Source organism: Rhizobium sp. 01N48 (genome assembly GCF_056399145.1).
Genome location: NZ_JBFTQT010000002.1, coordinates 163,828 through 189,490, shown reverse-complemented (window position 1 = coordinate 189,490; position 25,663 = coordinate 163,828). Strand labels below are relative to the sequence as shown.

28 protein-coding genes are annotated in these 25,663 nt (G+C 61.3%); 19 read left to right on the top strand and 9 right to left on the bottom strand.

Annotation, left to right across the window (positions count from 1 at the left end):
* The gene (locus AC1DOG_RS04625; RefSeq protein WP_207919757.1) at positions 1–903 is read right to left on the bottom strand and encodes a LysR substrate-binding domain-containing protein; all 903 of its coding nucleotides are present in this window, start codon (positions 901–903) and stop codon (positions 1–3) included.
* A gap of 124 nt (positions 904–1,027) precedes the next feature.
* Between AC1DOG_RS04625 and AC1DOG_RS04620 the strand changes: the two genes are divergently transcribed.
* The 17 genes from AC1DOG_RS04620 (at position 1,028) to AC1DOG_RS04540 (ending at position 14,062) form a co-directional block, all read left to right on the top strand.
* The gene (locus tag AC1DOG_RS04620) at positions 1,028–1,780 is read left to right on the top strand and encodes an SDR family NAD(P)-dependent oxidoreductase (RefSeq protein ID WP_477926966.1); all 753 of its coding nucleotides are present in this window, start codon (positions 1,028–1,030) and stop codon (positions 1,778–1,780) included.
* A 24-nt stretch (positions 1,781–1,804) separates the two neighbouring features.
* Entirely contained in the window at positions 1,805–2,182 is a 378-nt protein-coding gene (locus AC1DOG_RS04615; protein WP_477926965.1) for a nuclear transport factor 2 family protein, read from the top strand.
* Between the two features lie 130 nt (positions 2,183–2,312).
* Positions 2,313–3,293, top strand: coding sequence for an alpha/beta fold hydrolase (locus tag AC1DOG_RS04610; protein WP_477926964.1), 981 nt, complete (start codon positions 2,313–2,315; stop codon positions 3,291–3,293).
* Positions 3,294–3,371: 78 nt separating this feature from the next.
* Positions 3,372–4,049: a gamma-glutamylcyclotransferase gene (locus AC1DOG_RS04605; RefSeq protein WP_477927075.1), complete on the top strand. Its 678-nt coding sequence runs from the start codon at positions 3,372–3,374 to the stop codon at positions 4,047–4,049.
* 105 nt (positions 4,050–4,154) lie between these two features.
* On the top strand, positions 4,155–5,318 hold the full coding sequence (locus tag AC1DOG_RS04600) for an isovaleryl-CoA dehydrogenase (protein ID WP_477926963.1): 1,164 nt from the start codon (positions 4,155–4,157) through the stop codon (positions 5,316–5,318).
* Positions 5,318–6,913 (top strand): carboxyl transferase domain-containing protein, encoded by a 1,596-nt coding sequence (locus AC1DOG_RS04595; protein ID WP_477926962.1) that lies wholly within the window; start codon positions 5,318–5,320, stop codon positions 6,911–6,913. The genes AC1DOG_RS04600 and AC1DOG_RS04595 overlap by 1 nt, the downstream gene beginning before the upstream one ends.
* A gap of 26 nt (positions 6,914–6,939) precedes the next feature.
* On the top strand, positions 6,940–8,796 hold the full coding sequence (locus tag AC1DOG_RS04590; protein ID WP_477926961.1) for an acetyl/propionyl/methylcrotonyl-CoA carboxylase subunit alpha: 1,857 nt from the start codon (positions 6,940–6,942) through the stop codon (positions 8,794–8,796).
* A complete protein-coding gene (locus AC1DOG_RS04585; RefSeq protein ID WP_112943454.1) occupies positions 8,796–9,248 on the top strand; it encodes a MaoC family dehydratase in 453 nt (150 codons plus the stop codon). The genes AC1DOG_RS04590 and AC1DOG_RS04585 overlap by 1 nt, the downstream gene beginning before the upstream one ends.
* Positions 9,245–10,087 (top strand): HpcH/HpaI aldolase/citrate lyase family protein, encoded by an 843-nt coding sequence (locus AC1DOG_RS04580; protein ID WP_477926960.1) that lies wholly within the window; start codon positions 9,245–9,247, stop codon positions 10,085–10,087. The genes AC1DOG_RS04585 and AC1DOG_RS04580 overlap by 4 nt, the downstream gene beginning before the upstream one ends.
* A 198-nt stretch (positions 10,088–10,285) precedes the next feature.
* Complete coding sequence (locus AC1DOG_RS04575; RefSeq protein ID WP_477926959.1) at positions 10,286–10,507, top strand: hypothetical protein; 222 nt, start codon at positions 10,286–10,288, stop codon at positions 10,505–10,507.
* A 107-nt stretch (positions 10,508–10,614) separates the two neighbouring features.
* Positions 10,615–11,067, top strand: coding sequence for a cysteine rich repeat-containing protein (locus tag AC1DOG_RS04570; RefSeq protein ID WP_477926958.1), 453 nt, complete (start codon positions 10,615–10,617; stop codon positions 11,065–11,067).
* 150 nt (positions 11,068–11,217) lie between these two features.
* A complete protein-coding gene (locus AC1DOG_RS04565) occupies positions 11,218–11,616 on the top strand; it encodes a DUF1236 domain-containing protein (protein ID WP_113008958.1) in 399 nt (132 codons plus the stop codon).
* Between the two features lie 111 nt (positions 11,617–11,727).
* The gene (locus AC1DOG_RS04560) at positions 11,728–12,324 is read left to right on the top strand and encodes a BA14K family protein (RefSeq protein ID WP_477926957.1); all 597 of its coding nucleotides are present in this window, start codon (positions 11,728–11,730) and stop codon (positions 12,322–12,324) included.
* Positions 12,325–12,404: 80 nt separating this feature from the next.
* The gene (locus AC1DOG_RS04555; protein WP_477926956.1) at positions 12,405–12,722 is read left to right on the top strand and encodes a hypothetical protein; all 318 of its coding nucleotides are present in this window, start codon (positions 12,405–12,407) and stop codon (positions 12,720–12,722) included.
* Positions 12,723–12,730: 8 nt separating this feature from the next.
* Positions 12,731–13,156 (top strand): response regulator, encoded by a 426-nt coding sequence (locus AC1DOG_RS04550; RefSeq protein ID WP_477926955.1) that lies wholly within the window; start codon positions 12,731–12,733, stop codon positions 13,154–13,156.
* Complete coding sequence (locus AC1DOG_RS04545) at positions 13,153–13,440, top strand: hypothetical protein (protein ID WP_477926954.1); 288 nt, start codon at positions 13,153–13,155, stop codon at positions 13,438–13,440. Before AC1DOG_RS04550 ends, AC1DOG_RS04545 begins: the two co-directional genes overlap by 4 nt.
* A gap of 79 nt (positions 13,441–13,519) precedes the next feature.
* Positions 13,520–14,062 (top strand): hypothetical protein, encoded by a 543-nt coding sequence (locus tag AC1DOG_RS04540; protein WP_477927074.1) that lies wholly within the window; start codon positions 13,520–13,522, stop codon positions 14,060–14,062.
* Positions 14,063–14,074: 12 nt separating this feature from the next.
* Here the strand turns inward: AC1DOG_RS04540 and AC1DOG_RS04535 are convergent, their stop codons facing one another.
* From AC1DOG_RS04535 to AC1DOG_RS04500, 8 genes are all read right to left on the bottom strand, one after another.
* Positions 14,075–14,695: a response regulator gene (locus AC1DOG_RS04535; protein ID WP_112943462.1), complete on the bottom strand. Its 621-nt coding sequence runs from the start codon at positions 14,693–14,695 to the stop codon at positions 14,075–14,077.
* Positions 14,692–16,086, bottom strand: a complete 1,395-nt coding sequence (locus AC1DOG_RS04530; RefSeq protein ID WP_112943463.1) for a sensor histidine kinase — start codon at positions 16,084–16,086, stop codon at positions 14,692–14,694. Before AC1DOG_RS04530 ends, AC1DOG_RS04535 begins: the two co-directional genes overlap by 4 nt.
* A 91-nt stretch (positions 16,087–16,177) precedes the next feature.
* Positions 16,178–16,480: a BA14K family protein gene (locus AC1DOG_RS04525; protein ID WP_477926953.1), complete on the bottom strand. Its 303-nt coding sequence runs from the start codon at positions 16,478–16,480 to the stop codon at positions 16,178–16,180.
* 168 nt (positions 16,481–16,648) lie between these two features.
* A complete protein-coding gene (locus AC1DOG_RS04520) occupies positions 16,649–18,082 on the bottom strand; it encodes an NAD(P)(+) transhydrogenase (Re/Si-specific) subunit beta (protein ID WP_113008951.1) in 1,434 nt (477 codons plus the stop codon).
* 30 nt (positions 18,083–18,112) lie between these two features.
* Complete coding sequence (locus AC1DOG_RS04515; RefSeq protein ID WP_112818951.1) at positions 18,113–19,687, bottom strand: Re/Si-specific NAD(P)(+) transhydrogenase subunit alpha; 1,575 nt, start codon at positions 19,685–19,687, stop codon at positions 18,113–18,115.
* Between the two features lie 382 nt (positions 19,688–20,069).
* Positions 20,070–21,209 carry a mandelate racemase/muconate lactonizing enzyme family protein gene (locus AC1DOG_RS04510; protein ID WP_477926952.1) on the bottom strand — a complete coding sequence of 380 codons (1,140 nt, stop codon included), beginning with the start codon at positions 21,207–21,209 and terminating at the stop codon, positions 20,070–20,072.
* Between the two features lie 10 nt (positions 21,210–21,219).
* Complete coding sequence (locus tag AC1DOG_RS04505) at positions 21,220–22,128, bottom strand: dihydrodipicolinate synthase family protein (protein WP_113008950.1); 909 nt, start codon at positions 22,126–22,128, stop codon at positions 21,220–21,222.
* Positions 22,129–22,141: 13 nt separating this feature from the next.
* Positions 22,142–22,852, bottom strand: coding sequence for a GntR family transcriptional regulator (locus tag AC1DOG_RS04500; RefSeq protein ID WP_477926951.1), 711 nt, complete (start codon positions 22,850–22,852; stop codon positions 22,142–22,144).
* Between the two features lie 128 nt (positions 22,853–22,980).
* On the opposite strand from AC1DOG_RS04500, the gene AC1DOG_RS04495 reads away from it, so the two are divergent.
* Both AC1DOG_RS04495 and AC1DOG_RS04490 read left to right on the top strand, forming a co-directional pair.
* Positions 22,981–24,576, top strand: coding sequence for an ABC transporter substrate-binding protein (locus AC1DOG_RS04495; protein ID WP_477926950.1), 1,596 nt, complete (start codon positions 22,981–22,983; stop codon positions 24,574–24,576).
* Positions 24,577–24,600: 24 nt separating this feature from the next.
* Positions 24,601–25,662 carry an ABC transporter permease gene (locus AC1DOG_RS04490; protein ID WP_112943469.1) on the top strand — a complete coding sequence of 354 codons (1,062 nt, stop codon included), beginning with the start codon at positions 24,601–24,603 and terminating at the stop codon, positions 25,660–25,662.
* The last annotated feature ends 1 nt before the right edge of the window (position 25,663 follow it).

Below are 25,663 nucleotides of genomic sequence, written 5' to 3'. Positions count from 1 at the left end.
CTATTCCGCAAGTGCGTCCTTCGGAAAGCCGGCGGCAAGAGCGTTGATGAAGTTGCGTACCGCCGGAGGCAGTCCTCGGCGTGTCGTGAAGACGATATGTACCAGTCCCCGCATTCCCCGCCATGCCGGCAAGACGCGCACGAGTTTTCCGTCCTGCAGCGCCTGCTTGCAGGTGTGATCAGGCAACAGCGCGACCCCCAACCCGGCGAGCGCTGCGGTCCTTACCGCGGTGAAGTCGGCGCAGCCGATCCTCGGTTCGTGTCGAACCGTTTGCCTTTGGCCGTCGTCAGTTTCAAGAAGCCAGTTCACTTCACTCTGATCGTCTGTTGTCGACAGCGTCGGATGGTTGGCTAGGTCGTTGATGCTGCCGATACGGCTGGCAAGCTGGGGGCTCGCGACGAGGATGCGAATGGAATTCCCGAGCGAGCGCATCGTCAGTGATGCGTCACCCTCCAGCGCGGTGCGCACACGAAGCGCCACATCGATCCGCTCTTCGATGAGATCGACAGGGCGATCCACGGCAACGAGCTGAAGCCGCACTCGCGGATACTGGGCCAGGAACTTGGTCACGAGAGCTGAGATAGGTTCGACCAGCCCGGTTGGGCAGCTCATGCGAATAAGACCGTGCGGTTCCGATTGCGCTTCCGCGACCAGGGCTTCTGCTCGCTCCGCTTCGGCGACCATCGCCTTGCAGCGTTCGTAGAAGGCCTGGCCGACGTCGGTCACCCTGAAGCGTCGGCTGGAACGCTCGATCAGGCGAACCCCAAGGCGAGCTTCCAACCCGGCAACCCGACGGCTGAGCTTCGACTTCGGCTCGCGCAACGCCCGTCCCGCTGCGGCAAAGCCACCATGGGCCACCACTTCGGCAAAATAGACGAGGTCGTTCAGATCAGACTGCATCATCGTTCTCCATATGGAACGATGGGTAGCATTTTTGCCGACTATTTGCATCAGCGTTCTGATGGCATGTTCTTCTCAACGGCAACGGGCCGCCAACACAGAGCCAAACACAGAGAAGGACAAAGACATGAGCAAGACATTCGAAAACAAGGTCGTCGTGGTCACCGGCGGTACCAGCGGCATCGGACTGGCCACCGCAAAGGCCTTCTCGAACGAAGGCGCTTCGGTCTTCATCACCGGCCGCCGCAAGGATGCGCTCGATGCAGCCGTCAAGGAAATCGGCGGCCGGGTAACGGGCGTTCAGGGCGACATGGCCAAGCTTGTCGATATCGACCGCCTCTATGATGCCGTCCAGCAGAGGCACTCGCAAATCGACGTGGTCTTCGCCAATGCCGGCGGCGGTGAATTCGCACCGCTCGGTGCCATCACCGAGGAGCACTACGAGAAGACCTTCGACACGAACGTGAAGGGCGTGCTGTTCACGGTTCAGAAGGCGCTGCCTCTGCTGCGCGATGGCGCTTCGATCGTGCTGACCTCGTCGACCACGAGCATCTCGGGAACGCCAGCACTCAGCGTCTACTCGGCGACAAAGGCGGCGGTCCGCAATTTCGCACGCAACTGGATCCTCGATCTCAAGGATCGCCATATCCGCGTCAATGCCGTCAGCCCCGGCGTTACCGAGACGGCTGGCTTGAACGAGCTCTTCGGTAACGGCGACAACGCCGAAAACACGAAGAACTATCTCGCCGGCCTGATCCCGGCCGGTCGGATCGGACAGCCGGAGGAAATTGCCAAGGCAGTTCTCTTCCTGGCATCGGATCAAGCCTCTTTCGTCAACGGCGTCGAATTGTTTGTCGATGGCGGTCAGGTTCAGATTTAAGGATCGGTCTCAAGGAGAAAAGTCATGGCAGACATTGCAACGCTGTTGGAGCGGAACCTGCACGAGATTTTTGGGGAGGGCGATGCCGTCCTCCGCCAGAAGGCCGCGGAGGAAATCCTCCACGAAGACGCCGTCTTCACCGAGCCGCACGGCATCTATCGGGGCCGGGAGGAGATCGTTCGCATCGCCGGCGTGATCCGCGCCATGCACCCGGATTTCAAATATACGCCGATCGCACCGGCAGAGGTTCTTCAAGATCAGGCCGGCCGGCTCAGATGGTCGGCCGGTGCACCAGGCCAACCGCCCGCCTATGCCGGCACCGACTTCATCGTGGCGCGGGATGGCAAGATCGCAGCCATCTACCTTTTCTTCGACGGGGCTCCAGACACGACGCATCAATAATTGCAAAAACGGCAATAAACTAGAAATTATTGATGCAATTGTTGGCGCGAGTGTTTCGCGGCAATATCTCCCCATCAGCCGAGCAACAGCGTCGTCTGACGCTTGAAACGACAAAATTGCAGGATATGACATGACCGAGAATTTTTCTTCCATGACGCGCCGCAGCGCACTGCTCTCCGCTGGTGCAGCCGCAGCGACCATGGCAATTTCACCCGCCTTTACCTTTGCGGCAAACGCTGCATCCACAAGCTCTACAAAAGAAGGAAATACTGAAATGTCTACGATCACCACCAAGGACGGCGTCGAAATCTTCTACAAGGATTGGGGTTTGAAGGACGCGCAGCCGATCGTCTTCCACCACGGCTGGCCGCTGTCGTCGGATGACTGGGATGCGCAGATGCTGTTCTTCCTCTCGAAGGGCTATCGCGTCGTTGCCCACGACCGCCGTGGCCACGGCCGTTCGGCCCAGGTCGCCGACGGTCATGATATGGACCACTATGCCGCTGACGCTTTTGCCGTCGTCGAAGCACTGGACCTGAAGAATGCCGTGCACATCGGCCATTCCACCGGTGGCGGCGAAGTTGCCCGCTACGTTGCCAAGTTCGGCCAGCCGGCCGGCCGTGTCGCCAAGGCCGTTCTGGTGTCGGCTGTTCCGCCGCTGATGCTGAAGACCGAAAACAACCCCGAGGGCCTGCCGATCGAAGTGTTCGATGGCTTCCGTGCAGCGCTCGCCGCCAACCGCGCGCAGTTCTTCCGCGATGTCCCAGCCGGCCCCTTCTACGGTTTCAACCGTGATGGCGCGAAGGTTCAGGAAGGCGTGATCCAGAATTGGTGGCGCCAGGGCATGATGGGCGGCGCCAAGGCACACTATGACGGCATCAAGGCCTTCTCCGAAACGGACCAGACGGAAGACTTGAAGGCGATCACCGTTCCGACGCTTGTCCTGCACGGCGAAGACGACCAGATCGTGCCGATCGCGGACTCCGCACTGAAGTCGGCCAAGCTTCTGAAGAACGGCTCGCTGAAGACCTACCCGGGCTTCTCGCACGGCATGCTGACTGTCAATGCCGACGTGCTGAACGCCGACCTGCTCGCTTTCGTGCAGTCCTAACGAAAAGATCTGGCCGTGGCAGACATCTGCCGCGGCCAGTTACTCTATTTCCTTGACCTGATACAGATCGATACCACCATGCAGCTGACGCCCGAACTTGTTGCCCTGACCATCCGAGACGTCCGTGATGATGGACCGGAGCCGGGCTGGACGCCGCTTTCGGAAGCTGAGCTTGACGATCTCGTCGACAGGATCGAACGTGAAGCGGCAGGTGAGCCTCTTCTGGTCTTTGCCTATGGCTCCCTGATCTGGAACCCGGAGTTCGAACCAGCCAGCCGCGAGCGCGCGACTGCATACGGCTGGCACAGGTCTTTCTCACTGAAAATCCAGCGCTGGCGCGCAACCAGCGACCAGCCCGGGCTAATGATGGCGCTTGAGCGCGGCGGCCAGTGCGATGGTATCGTCTTCGAGCTTTCAGCCGATCGCCGCCGCCAGGATCTGCGTGCTCTCGTCGCGCGCGAGATCAAGTATAGCGAAGTGATCGACATGGTGCGGTGGCTTCCGGTGAGAACCGAAAGCGGCGTCAGAAAAGCGCTGACATTCTGGGCCAGCACCAAGCGGGCCGGACTGACAAAACAATTGCCCGCAGCGGAAGCGTCTTCGCTGATCGCGGCGGCGTGCGGTGAGGGCGGCTCCTGCGCCGAGTATCTGCACAATACGATCGTCGATCTTCAAGCCGAGGGCATCCGCGACCGCAACCTGTGGCGCCTGCAGGCGCTGGTCGCGACCGAGATCTTGGCGCGCCAGAAGGCGTAGCCCATCGTGCTCCCCGGCGATCTGCCGGAAGACCATAGCGTTGATACGATTTTACTAATCGCATTCGTCGCGGTAGCATGATCGCAGTCTGGGAGGACTGGCGACATGCTGGAGTTGGATTTCGGGTTATCCGAAATGGCGGAGGCGATCCGTGAGACGACGCATCGGTTTGCGACAGATCGTATTGCCCCGCTTGCCGCGAGGATAGACGAGGAAGACTGGTTCCCGGTCGAGATCTGGCCCGAGATGGGCGCACTTGGCCTTCATGGCGTAACCGTACCCGAAGACTCTGGCGGGCTTGGGCTCGGCTATCTCGAACATGTCATCGCCTGCGAGGAAATCAGCCGCTCCTCGGCATCGGTCGGCCTGTCCTATGGCGCTCACTCTAATCTCTGCATCAACCAGATTTCGCGCTGGGGATTGGCAGAACAAAAGCAGCGATATCTCCCGTCGCTGATATCGGGCGCGCATGTGGGCAGCCTTGCCATGTCGGAAGCAAGCGCCGGCTCGGACGTCGTCTCGATGCGGCTCCGCGCCGATAGGGTCGATGGCGGCTACCGCCTCAACGGCACCAAATTCTGGATTACCAACGCGCCTTACGCCGACACGCTGGTCGTTTATGCCAAGACCGTTCCCGATGGTGGCTCGAAAGGCATTACCGCCTTCCTGGTTGAGAAGGGCTTTCCGGGCTTCTCGATCGGTCAGAAGATCAACAAGGTCGGCATGCGGGGCTCGCCGACGGCGGAACTGGTCTTCGATGATTGCTTCGTTCCGGAAGAAAACATCATGGGCCAGCTGAACGGCGGCGTTAAGGTGCTGATGTCCGGGCTCGACTACGAGCGCGTGGTCCTATCAGGCATCCAACTCGGCATCATGCAGGCCTGTGTGGATGTGGTGCTTCCTTATATCAGGGAGCGCGAGCAGTTCGGTGCGCCGATCGGCAGTTTCCAGCTGATCCAGGCCAAGGTGGCGGACATGGTCGTGGCGCTGAACTCGGCTCGCGCCTATGTCTATGCGGTGGCGAGAGCCTGCGATGCCGGCAAGACGACGCGGCATGATGCGGCGGGGGCTATTCTCTACGCGTCTGAGAGTGCGGTCAAAGTGGCCGAGCAGGCGATCCAGGCGCTGGGCGGCGCTGGATATACCAAAGACTGGCCGGTGGAGCGCTACTGGCGGGATTCCAAGCTGCTCGACATCGGCGCCGGTACCAACGAGGTGCGCCGCATGCTGATCGGTCGCGAAGTCATCGGTGCCGAGGGTAGGGGCTGATGCCGGAGCTGCAGACGATGGTCGATCCCAGCTCGGAAGCGTTCGCGGCCAATCAAGCGCACAATCTGGCTCTGGTGGAGGCACTTCGATCCAAGGTGGCGCAGGCAGCCCGAGGCGGCTCCGAAAAGCATCGCGAGCGGCACGTCGAACGTGGTAAGCTTCTTCCGCGTGACCGCGTCCAACGCCTGCTTGATCCCGGCTCTCCGTTTCTCGAGATCGGACAGCTTGCCGCCAATGGCATGTATGACGACGAGGCGCCCGGCGCGGGCATGATCGCCGGCATCGGCCGTGTCTCGGACGTCGAATGCATGATCGTGGCGCACGACCCGACCGTGAAGGGCGGCGCCTATTTTCCGATGACGGTGAAGAAGCATCTGCGGGCGCAGGAGATCGCCTGGGAAAACCGGCTGCCCTGCATCTATCTGGTGGATTCGGGCGGCGCCAATCTGCCGCATCAGGCCGAGGTCTTTCCCGATCGCGATCATTTCGGGCGCATTTTCTACAATCAGGCGCAAATGTCTGCGGCGGGCATCGCCCAGATCGCCTGCGTCATGGGCAGCTGCACGGCGGGTGGGGCTTATGTGCCGGCGATGTCGGATGAAACCGTCATCGTGCGCAACCAGGGAACGATCTTTCTCGCCGGTCCGCCGCTCGTGAAAGCGGCGACGGGTGAGATCATATCCGCCGAAGAACTCGGCGGCGCCGATACGCACGGCCGGAAATCCGGCGTCGTCGACCATGTCGCCGAGAACGACGAGCATGCGCTTCTGATCGTTCGCGACATCGTCGCCACGCTCAATCGGCAGAAGCGGGTGGATATCGAGGTGGCCGAGCCACAGCCGCCGAAGCTCGATCCAGAAGAGCTCTATGGCATCGTTCCGCGAGACGTCCGCACGCCTTACGACGTCCGCGAGGTCATCGCCCGCATCGTCGACGGATCGGAGCTGCAGGAGTTCAAGGCACTCTACGGCACCACGCTGGTCTGTGGCTTTGCGCGGATATGCGGCATCCCCGTTGCCATTCTCGCCAATAATGGAGTGCTCTTCTCCGAAAGCGCGTTGAAAGGCGCCCATTTCATCGAGCTTGCCTGCCAGCGGCGCATACCGCTGCTCTTCCTTCAGAATATTTCCGGCTTCATGGTCGGCGGGAAGTATGAGGCCGAGGGGATCGCCAAGAACGGCGCGAAACTGGTGACGGCGGTGGCAACGGCATCGGTGCCGAAGGTAACGGTGCTGATCGGCGGCAGCTTCGGTGCGGGCAATTACGGCATGTGCGGCCGCGCCTATCAGCCGCGCTTTCTGTTCACATGGCCGAATGCGCGCATCTCCGTCATGGGCGGCGAGCAAGCCGCCTCGGTGCTGGCGACCGTGCATCGCGATGCGGAAAGCTGGAGCGCCGATGAGGCCGAAGCATTCAAGGCGCCCATCCGGCAGAAGTACGAGGACGAGGGCAACCCCTATTACGCAACCGCGCGCCTATGGGACGACGGCATCATCGACCCCGCTCAGACGCGCGACGTCCTCGGCCTGGCATTCGCAGCCACGCTCAATGCACCGATATCGGAGCGCGCCCAGTTCGGCCTGTTTCGCATGTAGCCTTAGAGGCAGGGAGAGGAGAGACCGTGATAGACAGCCTGCTGATCGCCAATCGCGGCGAGATCGCGAGGAGGATCATAAGAACGACGAAACGGCTCGGGATCCGCACGATCGCCGTGCACTCCGAGATCGATGGCGACATGCCCTTCGTTCGCGAGGCGGATGAGGCAGTATGCATCGGGCCGGCACCGGCCAAGGACAGCTATCTTAACGCGGCCGGGATCATTGAGGCCGCAATTCGGACCGGCGCGAAGGCGATCCATCCGGGATACGGCTTTCTCTCCGAGAATGCCGAGTTCGCAGAACTGGTCACCGCCTCCGGCCTGATCTGGGTCGGCGCGCCTGCGGCTTCGATCCGTGCCATGGGCCTCAAGGATGCGGCCAAGAAGCGGATGATCGTGGCGGGCGTCCCGGTCACGCCAGGCTATCTCGGAGAGGACCAATCGCACGAGCGGCTGCAGCGCGAGGCTGATGCGATCGGCTATCCTGTTCTCATCAAGGCCGTCGCCGGTGGTGGTGGCAAGGGGATGCGTCGGGTCGGTAGCACCGCGGAATTTCCGGCCGCGCTCGCCAGCTGCCGGCGTGAAGCCGTTGCCGCCTTTGGCGATGACCGGGTGCTGCTGGAGAAATATATCCTGGCGCCCCGTCACATCGAGGTCCAGGTGTTCGGCGACAAACACGGAAACGTCGTCCACCTGTTCGAGCGCGATTGTTCGCTGCAGCGTCGCCACCAAAAGGTCATTGAGGAAGCGCCGGCGCCGGGCATGGATACGTCGACGCGAGAGGCGGTCTGCCAGGCCGCGGTTCAGGCGGCGCGCGCGGTCGATTATGTCGGCGCGGGGACGATCGAGTTCATCGCGGATGCGTCAGACAGGCTTCGCGCCGATCGTATCTGGTTCATGGAGATGAATACCCGGCTGCAGGTCGAACATCCTGTGACCGAGGCCATCACCGGTCAGGATCTGGTCGAATGGCAAATCCTAGTCGCATCCGGCGAGCCGCTGCCTCTGCGGCAGGATGAACTGTCCATTAACGGATGGGCGATGGAGGCGAGGCTCTACGCCGAGAACCCGTCCACCGGCTTTCTTCCATCGACCGGGTGGCTGAACCATCTCAAGTTTCCTATGGGCGTCAGGGTCGACAGCGGTGTCGAAGAGGGCAACGAGATCAGCGCCTATTACGATCCGATGATCGCCAAGCTGATCAGCCACGGCGCAACGCGACAGGACGCGGCGCGGCGATTGGCCCAGGCGGCAGCTGACGTCGAGATCTGGCCCGTGCGCACCAACGCCGCCTTTCTCGCGCGCACGCTCGATCATCCCGATTTTCGCGCCGGTACGGTCGACACCGGCTTCATCGAAAGACACGCAGCCGAGCTGATCCCGCCGACCGAGCCCAGCGAGCGCGTATTGCAAGCAGCCGCGCGGGCGATCCTACCGAAACCGGGCGGCGATGCATGGGCAGCGGCAAGCGGATTCCGGTTGAACGCACCGCCGTCGTGGGAGGTCGGTGTCGAGATCGGCGGTGCAGCCTATCGCGTGGAACTGCGCGACGGCGGCGATCCGGCCGTGACCGATGCCGGTGTACTCTTTGTAGATGGCGAAGCCTGGGCTTATGGGCCGCTACGCGCAGGCCATGCCGGCGGAAGCGCCGGCCATTCCGACGGCGCGATTATCGCTCCGATGCCGGGCAGGGTGATCGCGCTCATGGTCGCCAAGGGAGATCGGGTGACCAGAGGTCAACCCCTTGTCGTCATCGAGGCAATGAAGATGGAGCAGACGCTGAGCGCGCCCTTCAATGGCGTCGTTTCGGAGATGAAGGTCCTTGCCGAGGCACAAGTCGTCGAAGGCAGTGTCCTCTTGCAGCTGGAAGGAGACCCATGATGGCTGGCCGTCATTTCGAGGACTGGACCATCGGCGACAGGGTTGTGCACGAAATCCGTCGCACGGTCACCGAAACAGACAACCTCCTCTTCTCCGCCATGACCCACAATCCGCAGCCGCTGCACATCGATGCGGAAGCGGCAAAGGCAAGCGAATTCGGCCAGATACTCGTCAACGGCACCTTCACTTTCGCGCTGATGGTCGGGCTCTCGGTCGGCGATACGACTATGGGGACGCTGGTCGCGAATTTGGGCTACGACAAGCTGGTCATGCCGAAACCGGTCTTTATCGGCGATACCATGCGTGCAGAAACCGAGATCGCCGATCTAAGGGAGAGCCGATCGAGGCCGACGGCCGGCATCGTCACCTTCCAGCACGAATTGATCAATCAGCGCAGCGAAGTGGTTTGCCGGTGCCTGCGTAGTGCAATGGTACAAAGGAGGTCGGCATGAGGCTGCGCTCACTGCTCTTCGTGCCAGGAGATCGTCCAGATCGGATGCAGAAGGCGCTCGGGCTTTCCGCTGATGCCCTGATTCTCGATCTGGAAGATGCCGTTGCGCTTGCCGAGAAGCCAGCAGCGAGAGAGGCTGTCGCTAATTTCCTGCGATCGGCCGAACGGCGGGCCAAACTGTTCGTGCGGGTCAACGCGCTTGAGGGCGGCCTCCTGGAACAGGATCTCGCGATCATTCTCGATGCCCAGCCTGACGCACTTGTCTTGCCGAAGGCCGAGGGCGGCGCAAGTGTCGAGGCCTTGGCGGCGCTCGCCCCCGGTGTGCCGATCATGCCGATCGCGACGGAAACGCCTGCCGCAATCTTTCAACTCGGAAGCTATGCGGCCGCTCGCCACCTGATGCTGGGATTGACCTGGGGGGCAGAGGACCTTCCGGCGGCAATCGGCGCGGCAAGTTCGCGGAATGAGGATGGCAGCTATACCCATCCTTATGAAATGGTGCGTTCGCTGACATTGTTTGCCGGTCACGCTGCCGGTGCCGCTGTTATCGAGACGGTCTACCCGGCATTCGGTGACCTTGAGGGCTTGCGACGCTATGCAAGCCGGGCGCGCAGCGATGGCTTTACGGGAATGATGGCAATTCATCCATCACAGGTGTCCGTCATCAACGAGGCCTTCTCGCCAACGGAAGCGGAAATCGAGAGAGCTCAGGCCATCGTCGCTGCATTCGAAGCTAACCCGGAAAAAGGTGTGCTTCAACTTGACGGCCAGATGATCGACGCCCCCCATCTGCGGCATGCCCGCCGCATATTGGGGCTCGCGGACGCACACTTTACATGACGCTGTTTCGCGGTCTCGAGCTTCGAGCGGCGGGTTTTCTGCGTTAGCTTACTTGCGCGGCACGTAGGAGAACCAGAAGCTGTATTCTCATCAACATTAAATACTGCTAATATAATAAATCGGCGTGACGGTGTTCGGGGTTGGGTCCGCCTGATGCTTCAGCGGCACAACAGATTTGTTACTGAGAGGGAGGGAGCAATGCGAAGGTTGCAGGCCTTTTTCACAGCGCGTTTAGATGTGAGCTTGATCCCGGCAATGACGAACATCTCGGTTGTCGGGTTCCTTTCGGTGCTATGCCTCGCTGCCGGCGTGCAGGCGCAGCAGCCGACCGATGCGCAGCGCAATGCAGTTCGATCCGCCTGCCGATCGGATTTCATCGCGCAATGCTCCGGTGTGACGCCGGGGGCATGGAAGCCCTGACCTGCCTTCAGCAGCACAATGCTTCGCTGTCAAAGCCGTGTCGCGAAGCGATCTCGAATCTTGAAGGACCGAAGAAGAGTTCGAACGAGGCCCCGCCGCAATCGGATGTGACACCGCCGACAACGACGGCAGCCGCTGCACAGAAACAGCCGACCGCCGCGCAGCGCGATGCCGTCAAATCGTCCTGCCGATCTGACTTCATGACGCAGTGCTCGGGCGTAACACCTGGGGGAACGCAGGCACTTGCCTGTCTGCAGCAACACAGCGCAACGCTCTCGCCATCATGCCAGGCCGCGGTCGGCGCGCTTGGTGGAGACGGGGCAGCCCAAGTAACCAATCCTGCCAAGCCGCCTGCCGGCGGTGGGGCGGCGGTTGCTACGCCGATGGCGTCTTTCACGCCGCGAGAAGAGCTGGTCGTCGTGCGCCGCAGCTGCGGTCCAGATTTCCGGGCGCTCTGTCACTCCGTGCCGCTTGGTGGCGGTCGCGGCATCAATTGTCTGCGCGATAACTTCGCGCGCCTGGCGCCCGCATGCCAGCGGGTGCTCAGCAACGGTCTTTAGTGGCGCCGACGGTTCTCGGCACTACAGGTTCAAGCCGTATCAGACCAAGGTCTGACGTGTCTCCCGACTGAGGTCCGACCCCGGAACCTGCAGCAATTACAGCCGTTTGTCTCCCAGCGACAGAGCGTCGCAAAAGAAGAGGAGATAAAAATGCCTTTCAAACTTGCAGCGACTGCGATCGCAGCCATCACCCTCATGTCCGGCGTCGCCATGGCGCAGTCGGGTACCGTTAATGGCGCGGCTGGCGGAGCGGTTACCGGCGCTATCGTCGGTGGTCCCGTTGGTGCGGCTGTTGGCGGCGTCACGGGCGCCGTGGTCGGTACCATCATCGATCCGCCGCCGGCAAAGGTCGTCACCTACGTTCGCGAAGCGCCGGCTCCGGCAGCACCTGTTGTCGTACAGGAAAAGGTCGTCGTCGGCCATGCCTTGCCGGAAACAGTCGTCGTCACGCCGATTCCCGAAAACCCGAAATACGGCTACGCGATCGTCAACAACGAGCGGGTCATCATCGAACCTTCGTCCCGCAAGGTGATCCAGGTCATCAATTGATCGCGCTCGGTTGGGCGGCTTGGCGCATGCCGCGCCGCCTGACCCATCGATCCGGCGCCGACGATATGACGGCAGGCGAATGTCCCCACACAATAACAACGGATGACGACAATGAACGGGCTCGCAAGCGTTGCGTTTGGAATAGCCACGGTCGTAGGCACGGTTACGCTCGCCGCATCCGTGGCCTCGATCGGCATGGCGGAGAATACGGAGCACGGCTTGCGCGGTCTGAGGGACGCCGATCTCTGGACGACAGAGCCCACGCGTGTCGATCCCGCGCTTCAAACCTATGAGCGGTTGCCTCCCGCACTTTCGACATATGCGATGGCTGACAGCCGGAGGGTCGCCGCAAAGCGACCGGCCGCGGCCGCACCTGTGGTCGCCGATATCCCGCCGCCAGCAATTGAAATTTCGGCCGAACATCTAAATTGGTGCGCGTCGCACTACCGGTCGTTTGACCCGGCGACGAACACCTATCGCTCATTCCAGGGCCAAGTTCGCGTCTGCCAGCCCCCATCGGAAACGAGCGGTGCCGCCATGACGTCCACGTCATCAACTGCCGCCGACCCATTGGCAAACGCTGCGATGTGGTGTGCCAATCGCTACAAATCCTATCGCGCGGACGACAATACCTATCAGCCCTACGATGGCCCCCGTATCAAGTGCACGTCGCCGGCTGAAGCCCAGACGGTCGCCGCAAACGAATAGTCGAGCCATCTGGGACCAAAGCCCGTGTTGTCGGCTGGTTCGTCGTGGTTAGCTTCATCGATACGACAGGAGGGCGGGTTATGCCGTCGAGAATGACAGCCGAGATTCGGCAAGCCCGAACCGGCCTGCAGTGGATGGGTCACGATGAGCGCATTGAACTGGTGTCTCGCATTCTGTCCGAGTTGCGAGATATCAGAAAGGACGTGCTGGGCCGTATCCGAGCGGACAAATGCGTCTGGCTAGACACGCTGATCGCGCGGGCGTCTTCGGAGCTTATCCAGATCGCTGCCATGGATGATGTGGAATTTCAGCTAGTGCTGATTGGGTTCGAGAGGCTGCTCGGAATTTTTGACGCACCGGACCCCGACCTTCGCCATTTGTCACCGACTATACATTAGGAGCGATCATGCGTGTTCTGATTGTCGAGGACGAGCCGGCTTTTGCGCTGATGGTCGAAGACATCGCGATGGCCGAAGGTTTCGAAATCGCGGGTATCGCCCGAAACACCGCCGAAGCGATGGAGTTGGCTCCCGAGGCCGATATCGCCATTCTGGACGTGCGCCTCGCCGATGGGCTGACAGGGCCGGAGATCGCAAGGCATCTGGTGGAGCATTTCAAGGTCGGCATCGTCTACCTGACGGGCAATCCTGATCTTGTTGAAGACCGGGACGGGGTGCACGTCGTCGTCAAACCACCGAGTGTACCGAGCGTTGTTGATGGCTTGCGCCAGGCTGCAGCGTGGCACAGTCGCCGCGCGCGGCAACAGAATGCACAAGACGGCGCGGGAAATGTCACGCCAAACCGCAACAGCACTGACAGGAGCATATCGTGACAAACATTCGAGGCAGGCACGCTGGCGGTTTGGTCGCCGAGATCATGTTGGCGGACCGGGCGTCGTTGCGGACCAGTTCTCCTGATACCAACGACGCGGCCGCCGAACTCGAACGTGGCTTCGACCTGCTGTTCTTCCTCCGGGAGATGGACATCCTGGCCGATGAGCTCGCCAAGCTTGCCCCATCGATGGATAGAACCGCACTTGAACTCCGGCTGGCGCAGATGCGGCAGGTGTTTGAATTTCGCCACAAGCAGCGGACCGATCAGCCGGAGGTCGAATAAACGACGCGAAAGATCGGTGCCGCGCAGATCCATGCGCCGTCATCTGCGTAGACAAGGGCACAAGGCCGGAAGGGGCGCAATCATGCTTTCAACGCGCTGCCTGTTGAGATTGGGATGCGGGGCGACTGTCGCCCTTGTTATCTCGGTGATGCCACTGACGCTGAGCTTCGGGCCGATTCAAGTGCCGACGACGAATGCCGCGCATGCGAAGGACGGCAATAACGGCAACGGCGGCGGAAACGGCAATGGGGGCAACAATGGACACGGTTCCAGTAATGGGAACGGCAACGGCTCAAGCAACGGAAATGGCGCGGGCAGCGCCGGAAACAGCTCCAGTAACGCGGGTGGCAACGGGAACGGCAATGGCAACGGAGGTGCAGGCGCAAGTGGCAACCCTGCCAGGGCAGGCAGTTCTTCGCCGTCGTCTCCCACCGCATCATCAGCCTCAGGCGTTAAGGCCACGGAACGTTCAGACGGCAGTGTCGATGTCCGCCACGGCAATGGCATAACCGAAACGCTGCGGCGCGGTCGCTACATCATGCGCGATTCGAAAGGCCGCACCATCGTTGACAGGCAGGCGACAGCCAACGATGTTCGGCGGCTGAACCGGATCGTTCGCTAGAGCGTGTAGACCCTAACCCTTTCCGCGCCAGCGCAGAGCTGCCTCGGTTCGATTGGAAACGCCCAATTTCGTCAGGATTTGCGTCATGTGGTGCTTGACGGTCTTTTCCTGCAGATCAAGCCGCAGGCCGATATGCTTGTTGGAGAGGCCTTCGCCCACAAGGTCCATCACCTCGCGTTCGCGCGGCGTCAGGCTGTTCTTGGATGGCTCCTTGTCCAGCGAGACATCCACCACCTTCGCGGACATGGCTGGTGACACATAGCGAGCTCCCTTGAGGATCGTCCTGATCGCCTCTGCGAGCCCCCTGGAGCCGACGCCCTTTAGAACATATCCCATCGCGCCCCTCTGAAGCGCGCCCAGCAGCGTGTCGATCTCCTCCGACGCGGTCAGCATCAACACCTTCGTCGATGGGCTGTGTTGCAATATCTCGCCTATCGCGCTCAAGCCGCCGCCCGGCATCGACACATCGACCAGCATGACATCAGGATGTTTGTCGGCTGCGATCATCGCCGCGTCGTCGCTGGTTGCGCCTTCTCCCACCACCAGGAAGTCCTTGATTTCGGAAAGGCTGCGCGTTACACCTTCGCGAAATAGCGGATGGTCATCCACGATCCCAACAGTAATGGACGTCATCTCTGCTCTCCCGTTTCCATCGGTTCGAAGGTCATGGTCAGGATCGTGCCCTTGTCCCCGGTCTTCACTTCAAACGTTCCGCCAAGACTATCGACCCGCTCGCGGAGCCCGACAAGCCCGAGGCTCGATGGCCTGACATGGTTCGGATCGAAGCCCTCGCCTCGATCACTGACCTCAATCGTGACATGCCCGCGATGAAGGGTAGCCCAAACGGCCTGCTGAATGCCGCCGGCGTGGCGATGGGCGTTGTTCAAGGCTTCCTGAATAAACCGGTAGATACAGATCTTGACCGCCGCTACCGGCTCTGAGCCGTCCTGCTCGATCACCGTGTTGACGGTCGTGTCGGTTCTCATTTGGTGGGCCTCGGTGACGCGGTTGACGATTTCGGCAAACGAAGCCTTTTCGATCTCCGGAAGCACCAGTCCCTTGCAGATATCCCGGATCTCGGTCATCGCCTCGGCGAGGCTCGAGCGGATCCAGGTGAGCTCCTTCTCACGCTCGTCGGGCAGCGTTTCCGCGCTGATCAGCAATTCGCTATCCAGCCGCAGCGAGGCATAGGCGATGTGTTGTGCAGGCCCGTCGTGGAGATCGGCGCCTATGCTGCGCAGATATGTCTCGTTGAGCGATGCGGCGCGTTGGGATGCGCGCTGTAGCCTACCCTGCAGCCCCTTGTTCTCGGCAAGCAATGCGGAGAGTTCCGCAACGCGTTTGGCGAGATCCCTTTGTTGGTCCTCGATCGTTCGGCTCCCGCGAAAAACCAGTCCTGACAGGACGGCGAAGAATACGGATGTGAGACCTGCGACGCCAAACCAGCTCCACAATCTCGCCCGCGTCAGGCTTTCACCCAGCCCTTCGGCCGTCTCGTAAAATTCGAGAACCGCAACAGCTTGGCCCGACCAGGGCTGGAGCACGGGGTTGTAAATCTCCATCAATGGCTTGCCGAGGGAACGTTCGGTGGTGCTTTCGGGGTCGTCGGCGATCTCATAGCGCGCGACCAGCGTTCCGGCGAATGCCTGGCGAAGCTTGTCGTTGACGGCAAACTGCTTTCCGACAAGCGCCTTGTCGTTGGAGTAGAGAATTGTCCCGTCCGCGCGCCACAGCTTGAACGACACCAATCGCTTTCCAAGCGCTCCTTGCCCAAGCGTCTCATCAAGCGCCAGCGCGCTCGCTTCGTCGAGCAGTGCAGCCCTCTGCATGTCGGGAAGGAGCGGAGCAACGACACTGTCGACATAAAGGGCGGTCGCGGCGCCGGAATTATGAATCACGGCATCTTCGATGACCTTCGACACCAGATAGCCGACGATGAACATCGCCGCCAAACTGACAAGTCCACCAACCACGACAAATCGCAGGGCGAGAGAGCGGGCCGTCCAGCGGGAAATCCAGTTCATGATCAACCAGTTGTAATGTGACCCCCGATACCTATCGCGCATTAAGAGTTTTTCTAGGCGCTCACTATGCCATGCGCATATGGATATGCCCTCAAGGGGAAACACAGGCGGAGCGCTTGCCGGCCGAGCTCTCGTAGGTGTTGTCGGTCGCGTGATAGGAGAGATAGCGCTCGGCGCACCAGCGGATATGGCTGATTTCGGCGGGTGACAGGACGGAATTGTCTCCATCCCCGACGGCACCTTCCTGGGTATACGCAGCAACGGCGCCTGGCGAGCGAGCCTGCATTCCATCGGCGGCACCGGCCATGCTGAAGGCGTGGGCCGTTCCAATGGACGACGCGACCAACACAGCGGTCGCAACAAGAGGTGCTACTATTTTAAAGGTCATGGCCATCGCCGCCTCCGGAATATATCTCGGGATAACAACGATAGGCGTTAACTTTTGTTCCGTGCGGCCTGTCTAACCGGGAAACACGTACGGGTTACCAGGGTAACATTGTCTGTGGTCTTGCTGCTATTCTGCCAGCGGACGAGTAAGCCGCCCGCTGGCTTCTTCGATAGACTATTGGATTTGGGAGACGAGCTCTGTCACCGACTTCTTCGCATCGCCGTAGAACATGCGTGTGTTCTCCTTGTAGAAGAGCGGGTTTTCGATGCCGGAATAACCGGTGCCCTGTCCACGCTTGGAGACGAAGACCTGCTTGGCCTTCCAGACTTCGAGAACCGGCATGCCCGCGATCGGCGAGTTCGGATCTTCCTGAGCGGCCGGATTGACGATGTCGTTGGAGCCGATGACGATGACGACGTCGGTCTCGGGGAAGTCGTCGTTGATCTCGTCCATTTCAAGCACGATGTCGTAAGGCACCTTGGCTTCGGCAAGCAGCACGTTCATATGGCCCGGCAGACGGCCGGCGACCGGATGGATCGCGAAGCGAACCGTCTTGCCGGCAGCCCTGAGCTTGCGGGTGAGTTCGGAGACGGCCTGCTGCGCCTGCGCCACCGCCATGCCGTAGCCGGGCACGATGACGACGCTGTCGGCATCGTTGAGCGCGGATGCGACCCCCTCGGCATCGATGGCGATCTGCTCGCCTTCGATTTCCATCGCGGGACCCGTGGTGCCGCCGAAGCCGCCCAAGATGACGGAGACAAACGAGCGGTTCATCGCCTTGCACATGATGTAGGATAAGATCGCGCCCGAGGAGCCGACCAGCGCGCCGGTGACGATCAGGAGATCGTTGCCGAGCGTGAAGCCGATGGCGGCGGCCGCCCAGCCGGAATAGCTGTTCAGCATCGAAACCACGACCGGCATGTCGGCGCCGCCGATGCCCATGATCAGATGGTAGCCGATGAAGAAGGCGAGCAGCGTCATCAGGATCAGCGTCCAGACGCCAGCATCGTTGGCGTACATCAGGAGCAGGATCAGCGACAGGATCGCGGCGGCGGCATTGAGAAAATGCCCGCCCGGCAGCTTCTTCGCTTTGCCGTCGACCTTGCCGGCCAGCTTGCCGAAGGCGACAACCGAGCCGGTGAAGGTGATCGCACCGATGAAGACGCCGAGGAAGACCTCGACCTTCATGATCGCGAGCTCGACCGGGGTCTTGTGCGCGAGAATACCGGCAAAGCCATCGAGTGCAGCGCGTGCCGCCTCATCCATGCCGGCAACGCGCCATGCTTCGATGTGGGCGTTGTAGCCGATGAAGACGGCGGCGAGGCCGACGAAGGAGTGAAGTGCCGCCACGAGCTGCGGCATCTCGGTCATCTGCACGCGGTTGGCCACGTAGTAGCCTGCGATGGAGCCGGCCAGGATCATCGGGAGAATGATGAACCAGTTGCTTACACCAGGGCCGAAGATGGTCGCGACAATGGCGAGCGCCATGCCGACAATGCCGTACCAAGCGGCGCGCTTGGCGCTTTCCTGGCCCGACAGGCCGCCGAGCGAGAGGATGAAAAGCACAGCCGCGGAGATATAGGCGGCCGAAACGATACCAATCGTCATATTGAAAATCCCTTGATATCCCTGGCCCGATCACGACTTCTGGAACATGGCGAGCATGCGCCGCGTGACAAGAAAACCGCCCACGATGTTGATCGTCGCGACCAGAACCGACAGAGCGGCCAGGATGACGACCAGCCAGTTGCCCGAACCGACCTGCAGCAGCGCGCCGAGAATGACGATGCCCGAGATCGCGTTGGTCACCGCCATCAGCGGCGTATGCAGCGAGTGCGAGACGTTCCAGATCACCTGGAAACCGATGAAGCAGGCGAGCATGAAGACCACGAAATGGTTCATGAAGCTTGCCGGGGCATAAGCGCCGACCAGGAGCAGCAGCGCGGTGCCGATCAAAAGCAGGAAGCCCTGGCTCTTGGTCTGCGCCTTGAAGGCGGCCGCCTCGCGGGCCTTCTTTTCCTCAGCCGTCGGCTCCTTGGTCTTTTCCCTTGGCTTCTGGGCGGCGATCGCCTGGATCTTCGGCGGCGGTGGTGGATAGGTCACCGCGCCCTCGAAGGCGACGGTTGCGCCACGGATGACGTCGTCTTCCATGTTGTGGACGAGCTTGCCATCCTTGGCGGGCGTCAGGTCCGTCATCATGTGGCGGATGTTGGTGGCGTAGAGCGTGGAGGACTGCGCGGCCATGCGGCTCGGGAAATCGGTATAGCCGATGACGATCACGCCGTTGTCGGAGACGATCTTTTGGTCGGCGACCGTCAGGTCACAGTTGCCGCCACGCTCCGCCGCGAGGTCGATGATAACAGAACCCGGCTTCATCAGCGCCACCATGTCTGATAGCCACAGCTTTGGCGCATCGCGGCCGGGGATCAGCGCCGTGGTGATGACGATATCGATCTCGGGCGCCAGCTCGCGGAACTTCTCCAGCTGCTTTTCGCGAAACTCCGGCGACGACGGGGCTGCATAGCCACCGGTGGCGGCGCCATCCTGCTGGCTCTCCTTGAAATCCAGGAAGACGAACTCGGCACCCATGGATTCGATCTGTTCGGCGACTTCGGGGCGAACGTCGAAGGCATAGGTGATGGCGCCGAGCGAGGTCGCGGTGCCGATGGCGGCAAGACCAGCAACGCCGGCGCCGATGACGAGCACCTTGGCAGGCGGCACCTTACCGGCGGCCGTGACCTGGCCAGTGAAGAAGCGGCCGAAATTGTTGCCTGCCTCGATGACGGCGCGATAGCCGGCGATGTTGGCCATCGACGACAGGGCGTCCATCTTCTGCGCGCGGCTGATGCGCGGCACCATGTCCATGGCGATGACATTGGCGCCGGTCGCCTTCACCTTTTCCAGCAGAGCGGCGTTCTGGCCGGGATAGAAGAAGGAGATCAGTGTCTTGCCGGTCGACAGCAGACGCGCCTCGGCATCAGTCGGCGGGCGGACCTTGACGATCACGTCGGCCGACGACCAGAGGGCATCCGCCGATGGAGCGATCTCGACGCCTGCGGCGCGGTAGGCGTCGTCGGAAAAGCCGGCACCGACCCCGGCGCCTGTCTCAACCAGACAGCGGTAACCCAACTTGTGCAGCTGCTCGGCCGAAGGCGGCGTCAACGCCACCCGACTTTCCCCAGAGAAGAGCTCCTTCGGACTGCCGATAATCACTGTCATCTTTACTTCATCCCTCATGGCGGATCGAACCTTAAGCCGGAAACCTGCGTAGCCGGCTATGATGGGGGTTGATGAACCAAAGAGATCGGGAACTGTCCAGTACCGAAAAGTGCTAATCCAGCCAGTTCTGCCGCTTTGGAAAGACTGCTAATCGATTTTAATTTTGAGATTGCTTTGTCAGGCGCGGCTAACATCCAGCCACCGTTTTCTTTGACGGTATGATCGGCCTGAGCTGATTATTTCAATAAATGCCGCCGATAAGGCGGCTGCTTGCTCAAAGAGATCCCGCGCAAGGCAGGAAAAAGGGGGCGGTATTTCGAGGTGGGCGGCATTAGCGCCGTCTACCTCGTCAATCGCGTGTGGGCGTGCCGAGAGATTAAGGGTAGGCGGTCGCTCCGTCGGGCTTACGGGTGATCTTCCGCTCCCAGTGAATGTAGTCCTCCGTCTGCAGCGCTTTCTCGTCGATTTCCAGACCCCAACCGGGGCGATCCGGCCGAAGCTCCATGTGGCCATCGACGGGCATGTAGGGATCGGCTGCCCACGGCGCGTGAACGTGTGGCTTGAATTCCAGCACCTTGAAGTTCGGCTGGGCCGCGCAGAAGTGGATGTTTACAGCAGTTGCCAGCGGACCCATCGGGTTGTGCGGCGCCACCGTCACATAATGGGCTTCCGCGATCGCCGCGATACGCCGCATCTCGCTGACGCCACCGACTACGCAGATATCGGGCTGGATGATATCGGCGCCACGGGCAGACAATAGCGACAGGAACTCAAAGCGCGAATAGAGCGATTCACCGGTTGCGAGCGGAACGGTCACCTTCGACTTCAGCTCCGTCCATGCCGGGATGTGTTCCGGCCGGATCGGCTCTTCGTAGAAAAGCGGATCGTTTGGCGCGATGGCGGCTGCAAGCTGGACGGCCTGATAGGGTTCGAAAATCTTCGCATGAGCGTCGAACGCGTAGTCAAAATGCGATGGCGTGATCTCGCGGATCTTGCCGAACCAGTCGCCCGTCTCCTTGACGAGTTCGCCCCAGCGGCCGGTATGAAGATCGCGGCGATAGGGGCTGAGCTTGAAGGCGGTGTAGCCGTATTTCTCGTTCAGCTCGAGCGACTGGTCGCGCGCGGCTTCCGGGTCCGGCGCCGTATAGACGCCGCAATAGACCTTGACGCGATCGCGCACATTGCCGCCGAGCAGCATGTAAACGGGCAGGCCGACGGCCTTGCCGGCGATATCCCAGAGCGCGTGATCGATCGCCGAAATTGCCGCGAGGCCAAGTGCACCCGGCGGGAAGCGGCATTGCTGGTTGAGCTTGAGGACGAGGAATTCCACGCGGCGCGGATCTTCGCCCTCAATCTGGTGAAAGAGGTAGTCGAGAAGCGGCGGCAGCGCCCAGTCCGGGCCGTGGTTGTAGCATTCGCCCCAGCCGGAGATGCCTTCGCTGGTTTCGATCTTGAGAAGCAGGCGAGGGCGGTCGTCCACGCGCTGCATGTAGGTCTTGATGCCGGTGATATGCATGGGATCTTCCTCAGGCCGCGCGGCTCTTTTCGGCGACATTGTCGACGATGGCGCGCAGGTCCGCGCGTTCGGCTTCGGTCAGGCTCTCGACGCCGGGCACGCGCACGGGGCCAACCTCGGTTCCGAGCATGCCAAGCGCTTCCTTGACGACAGTGACATTGGCGCCGTTGAGATATTTGGTGCGCAGCGCCTCGAAGCCGGCGATATCGTCGATGAGCGCGCGTGCGGCCGTGTAGTCACCGGCCTCCAGCGCCTGGTGGATGGCGTGCGAGCGTTCCGGGAAGACATTGACGAGGCCGGAAGTGAAGCCACGGGCGCCCATCGCGTAAAAGGCCGGCGCCCAACCTTCCGCCAGGCCGCAAACCCAGATCGCCGGCGCATCCTTGGTCGCGCGGATCACTTCGGCGAGCAGCATGAGATTACCGGATGCAAACTTGATGCCGGCGATATTCGGGTGCAGCGCCAGCTTGCGGAAATCGGTGACGGAGAAAGTGTCGCTGCGCACATAGGCGATGACGGGAACAGTGCTGGCGTCGGCTAGCTCCAGGAAGTAGCGCGCCTGGTAGCTTGGGCCGGCGAAGGGGTCCATCGGGTGATGGCCCATGATCGCATCGGCGCCTTCTGCGATGGCATCGCGGGCAAGCGCCTTTGCTTCGGTCAGCGAACGACCGACAGCTGCGCTAACCAGGGATTTACCGCCAGCGGCCTTGATCGTCGCGACGTGGACAGCGCGCACTTCGTCCATGGTGAGGGTGAAGAACTCACCGGTGTTGCCGGCGGCCATAAGATTGTGGACCCGCGCATGAGCAAGGCGGGTGATCAGGGCCGAGAGCTTAGCGATGTCGACGCTGCCATCCGCTTTGTAGGGGGTCACGGGCACGCCCGATATGCCCGTCAGGGCCTTGCGGATCTTTTCCATTGCCTCGGTCACGTCAGATGTCCTCCTTCTTCTTGAACACGATGTTGAGGTAGGTTTCGCCGGAGCGGACGACGTGGTCGCGCATCACGCGTTCGGCCTTATCGCTGTCGCTGGAGATGATGGCGGCGGCGATCGCGGCATGTTCGGCCAGCGCCTTGCCGCGCTCGAGCGGATCGGAATGGATGACGCGGCGGATGCTGCCGTCGTAGAATTGCTGCCGTTCGATCATCCGCGAGAGATACTGGCATCGCGAGGCGATGTGGATCTGCTCATGAAACGTCTCGTTGAGCGAAATCAGGTCGTCGGCCACGCCGTCCTGGGTCGCCTTGCGCATCAGATTGACGATGTCGTCTAGCTTGGCCGCTTCGGTCTTCTCGATGCGCTTGGCGGCGAGGTGGGCGATCATCGATTCCAGTGCGGCGCGCGCCAGGATCATCTCTTCGGCCCAGTTGGCGTTGAAGCGGATCAGCACGCCGCGACGCGGCAGTGTCTCGACCAAGCCTTCGGTCTCAAGCTGGCGTAGGGCTTCCTTGATGGGTGTCGTGCTGACGCCAAGCTGCTCGGCCAGCTGGCGCTCGTTGACGCGCTCATCCGGCGCGAAGCGGCCGGAGAGGATCGCGGTGCGCAGCGTCTTGTGCACATGGTCGCGCAGGGTCGTTAGAAAACGCGGGTCGATCTTTTCGATGCGGTCTGCGCCAGGCTGCGTCGATGCCTCTTTTTGCATGTCCCGAAAATTCCCCCGTTGACGACAAAATCGTTTTGTGAGATCTGATATACCAGATTTCAGATCGCTGTCGATATGAAAATTCGCGCTCGGGGCGAGGTCCGGCGCACCAGGGAGGAGATAGGACGATGAAAAGACGCAGTTTTCTGATGGCATCGGCTATGGTGGCGTCGACGCTCGCCATGCCGCTCGCAGTGCAGGCGGCAACACCCAAGGACCAGCTGGTGATCGCCACCAACATGTCCTCGATGCGCGGTCTGGATCCGAACGAGCTCAACCAGCTGGAATCGGCGGAAATCGTCGCCAACCTTTACGAGCGCCTGATCGTGCTCGCCGCCGATGACATTACCAAGCCGCAGCCGGGCATTGCGGAGAGCTGGACAGTATCCGAAGACGGCAAGACCTTCACCTTCAAGATCCGCTCCGGGGTTACCTTCCATTCCGGCAACGCGCTGACCGCCAAGGATGTCGAGTGGTCGCTGCGCCGCCTGGTGAAGCTCGGCCTGGCGCCGTCGGTCGATCTTCGCCAGTGGGGCATCACCGACAAGAATGTCGATGAGCTGATCAAGGCGACGGATGATTCAACTGTCGTGCTGCAGACGCCCGAGGTCTGGAACCCGAATCTGATCCTTTTCTCGCTCGCCAGCTTCTCGACCTCGATCCTGGATAGCCAGCTTCTCGCCAAGAACGAGAAGAACGGCGACATAGGCCGCGAATTTCTGCAGACCAACGATGCCGGGTCCGGTCCCTATTCGCTGCGGACCTGGCGCGTCAACGACCTTTTGATCGCCGAGGCCTTCAAGGATTACTGGCAGGGCGCGCCGAAGATGCGCCGGGTTATCCTTCGCCATATGCCGGAATCGTCAGGCCAGCGACTGCAGCTGGAAGCCGGCGACGTCGATGTCGCGACGCGTCTTTCCTCCACCGATCTGGCGGCGATCGAGGCCGGCGGCAAGGCCGATATCCAGAAGACGCCGGGCTTCGGCTTCTACTATCTGGCGCTCAATCAGAAGGATGAAATCCTCTCCAAGCCGAAGGTCCGCGAGGCTTTCCGTTATCTCATCGATTATGACGGCCTCGCCAACACCGTCATGAAATACTACGGCATCAAGCAGCAGACGATCATTCCGGGCGGTCTGCCAGGTGCCAGCACCGAGAACCCGTACAAGCTCGATATCGACAAGGCCAAGCAGTTGCTTGCGGAAGCCGGCTATCCCGATGGCTTCTCCAAGGTCTATTACGCAACGCCCGTGACGCCGGAGTATGAAGTTGCCCAGTCGCTGCAAGCCAATGCAGCCAAGGCCGGCATCAAGCTCGACCTGCAGGGCGGCGATCATATCGGCAAGTTCCGCAACCGCGAATTCGAAATCTTCTCGGCGCGCACCGGCGAACGCCTGCCCGACCCGCATGCGGTTCTGGCGTCCTATGCGACGAACCCGAACAATGCCGACGATGCGAAACTCTCCGGCCTGATCGCCTGGCGCTCTGCCTGGGAGGTTCCGAAGGACATCCAGGACATGGTCACGGCGGCCGCGCACGAGACCGACCAGCAGAAGCGCGCCGATCTCTACGCCAAGATCAACAAGGCCTATCTGGATGCTTCACCGGCCCTGATCACCTCCTTCCAGCGCACGGACGCGAAGGCGGTCAGAAAAGAAGTCAAGGGCTATGTCGGCCATTCGACCTGGCTCACCCGTTGGGACACCGTCTCGAAGGGCGAATAAGCCCTTCCTGTCGAGGAGAATGACGTGAGTATCTCACAGACATCTGGAAACGCGCCGGCAGGCGCACGGGCGGCTCTTGGCGCACTGCGCAAGGTGACGGCATCCTTTGCCGTCATCCTGACAACGCTGCTCGGCCTGCTCGTGATCACCTTCGTTGTCGGCCGCATGGTTCCCGCCGATCCTGTCATCGCCGTGATCGGCGATCAGGCCGATCACGAGACCTACGAGCGCGTCTACAAGGAAATGGGGCTCGATCAGCCGCTCTACGTGCAGTTCGCCACCTATCTCGGCAATGTCGCGCACCTGGATTTCGGCCAGTCGCATGTGACGAAAAACCCCGTCGCCAGCGATCTCGCCCGCGTCTTCCCGGCGACGCTTGAACTCGCCACGCTCGCAACGATCATCGGCGCCGGCTTCGGCATCCCGCTCGGCATCATCTCCGCTGTGCGCAAAGGCACCTGGGTCGATCACCTTGCGCGTGTCGTCGGCCTGCTGGGCCACTCGACGCCGATTTTCTGGCTGGGCACGATCGTCATCCTCGTGTTCTATGCAAAGTTCGGCCTCATACCAGGCAGCGGCCGCCTCGATGTCTATAATGAAGGGCTGGTCGAAGGGCCGACCAACTCCATCCTCGTCGACGCGATCCTTGCCGGCGAGTGGGAAGTCTTCCGGGATGCGCTGCTGCATGTTGCGGCTCCCGCACTGATCCTCGGCTATGCCGCGATGGCCTATCTAAGCCGCATGAGCCGCAGCTTCATGCTTGAGCAGCTGCGTCAGGAATATGTGCTGACCGCCAAGGCCAAGGGCCTCGGTCAGCGGGCGATCGTCTGGCGACACGCGTTTCGCAACATTCGCGTGCAACTGCTGACGATCGTGGCTCTCGCCTATTGCGGCCTGCTCGACGGAACGGTCCTGATTGAGACGGTTTTCGCGTGGCCCGGCCTTGGCCAGTATCTCACGTCGGCGCTGTTCTTCGCTGACATGAACGCGGTGCTTGGCAGCGTGCTCCTCATCGGCATCATCTCGATTGCCATCAATCTCCTGTCGGACCTGACCTATCGGTTCCTCGATCCGCGTACCCGGTGAC

What these genes read in the sequence shown, in the direction of transcription:
- AC1DOG_RS04595 (WP_477926962.1), top strand. Translation starts at nt 5,318, where the DNA reads ATGCCGGAGCTGCAGACGATGGTCGATCCCAGCTCGGAAGCGTTCGCG.
- AC1DOG_RS04600 (WP_477926963.1), top strand. Translation starts at nt 4,155, where the DNA reads ATGCTGGAGTTGGATTTCGGGTTATCCGAAATGGCGGAGGCGATCCGT.
- AC1DOG_RS04495 (WP_477926950.1), top strand. Translation starts at nt 22,981, where the DNA reads ATGAAAAGACGCAGTTTTCTGATGGCATCGGCTATGGTGGCGTCGACG.
- AC1DOG_RS04510 (WP_477926952.1), bottom strand. Translation starts at nt 21,209, where the DNA reads ATGCATATCACCGGCATCAAGACCTACATGCAGCGCGTGGACGACCGC.
- AC1DOG_RS04525 (WP_477926953.1), bottom strand. Translation starts at nt 16,480, where the DNA reads ATGGCCATGACCTTTAAAATAGTAGCACCTCTTGTTGCGACCGCTGTG.
- AC1DOG_RS04625 (WP_207919757.1), bottom strand. Translation starts at nt 903, where the DNA reads ATGATGCAGTCTGATCTGAACGACCTCGTCTATTTTGCCGAAGTGGTG.
- AC1DOG_RS04620 (WP_477926966.1), top strand. Translation starts at nt 1,028, where the DNA reads ATGAGCAAGACATTCGAAAACAAGGTCGTCGTGGTCACCGGCGGTACC.
- AC1DOG_RS04580 (WP_477926960.1), top strand. Translation starts at nt 9,245, where the DNA reads ATGAGGCTGCGCTCACTGCTCTTCGTGCCAGGAGATCGTCCAGATCGG.
- AC1DOG_RS04585 (WP_112943454.1), top strand. Translation starts at nt 8,796, where the DNA reads ATGGCTGGCCGTCATTTCGAGGACTGGACCATCGGCGACAGGGTTGTG.
- AC1DOG_RS04605 (WP_477927075.1), top strand. Translation starts at nt 3,372, where the DNA reads ATGCAGCTGACGCCCGAACTTGTTGCCCTGACCATCCGAGACGTCCGT.
- AC1DOG_RS04575 (WP_477926959.1), top strand. Translation starts at nt 10,286, where the DNA reads ATGCGAAGGTTGCAGGCCTTTTTCACAGCGCGTTTAGATGTGAGCTTG.
- AC1DOG_RS04560 (WP_477926957.1), top strand. Translation starts at nt 11,728, where the DNA reads ATGAACGGGCTCGCAAGCGTTGCGTTTGGAATAGCCACGGTCGTAGGC.
- AC1DOG_RS04565 (WP_113008958.1), top strand. Translation starts at nt 11,218, where the DNA reads ATGCCTTTCAAACTTGCAGCGACTGCGATCGCAGCCATCACCCTCATG.
- AC1DOG_RS04610 (WP_477926964.1), top strand. Translation starts at nt 2,313, where the DNA reads ATGACCGAGAATTTTTCTTCCATGACGCGCCGCAGCGCACTGCTCTCC.
- AC1DOG_RS04500 (WP_477926951.1), bottom strand. Translation starts at nt 22,852, where the DNA reads ATGCAAAAAGAGGCATCGACGCAGCCTGGCGCAGACCGCATCGAAAAG.
- AC1DOG_RS04530 (WP_112943463.1), bottom strand. Translation starts at nt 16,086, where the DNA reads ATGAACTGGATTTCCCGCTGGACGGCCCGCTCTCTCGCCCTGCGATTT.
- AC1DOG_RS04535 (WP_112943462.1), bottom strand. Translation starts at nt 14,695, where the DNA reads ATGACGTCCATTACTGTTGGGATCGTGGATGACCATCCGCTATTTCGC.
- AC1DOG_RS04555 (WP_477926956.1), top strand. Translation starts at nt 12,405, where the DNA reads ATGCCGTCGAGAATGACAGCCGAGATTCGGCAAGCCCGAACCGGCCTG.
- AC1DOG_RS04520 (WP_113008951.1), bottom strand. Translation starts at nt 18,082, where the DNA reads ATGACGATTGGTATCGTTTCGGCCGCCTATATCTCCGCGGCTGTGCTT.
- AC1DOG_RS04505 (WP_113008950.1), bottom strand. Translation starts at nt 22,128, where the DNA reads ATGGAAAAGATCCGCAAGGCCCTGACGGGCATATCGGGCGTGCCCGTG.
- AC1DOG_RS04615 (WP_477926965.1), top strand. Translation starts at nt 1,805, where the DNA reads ATGGCAGACATTGCAACGCTGTTGGAGCGGAACCTGCACGAGATTTTT.
- AC1DOG_RS04550 (WP_477926955.1), top strand. Translation starts at nt 12,731, where the DNA reads ATGCGTGTTCTGATTGTCGAGGACGAGCCGGCTTTTGCGCTGATGGTC.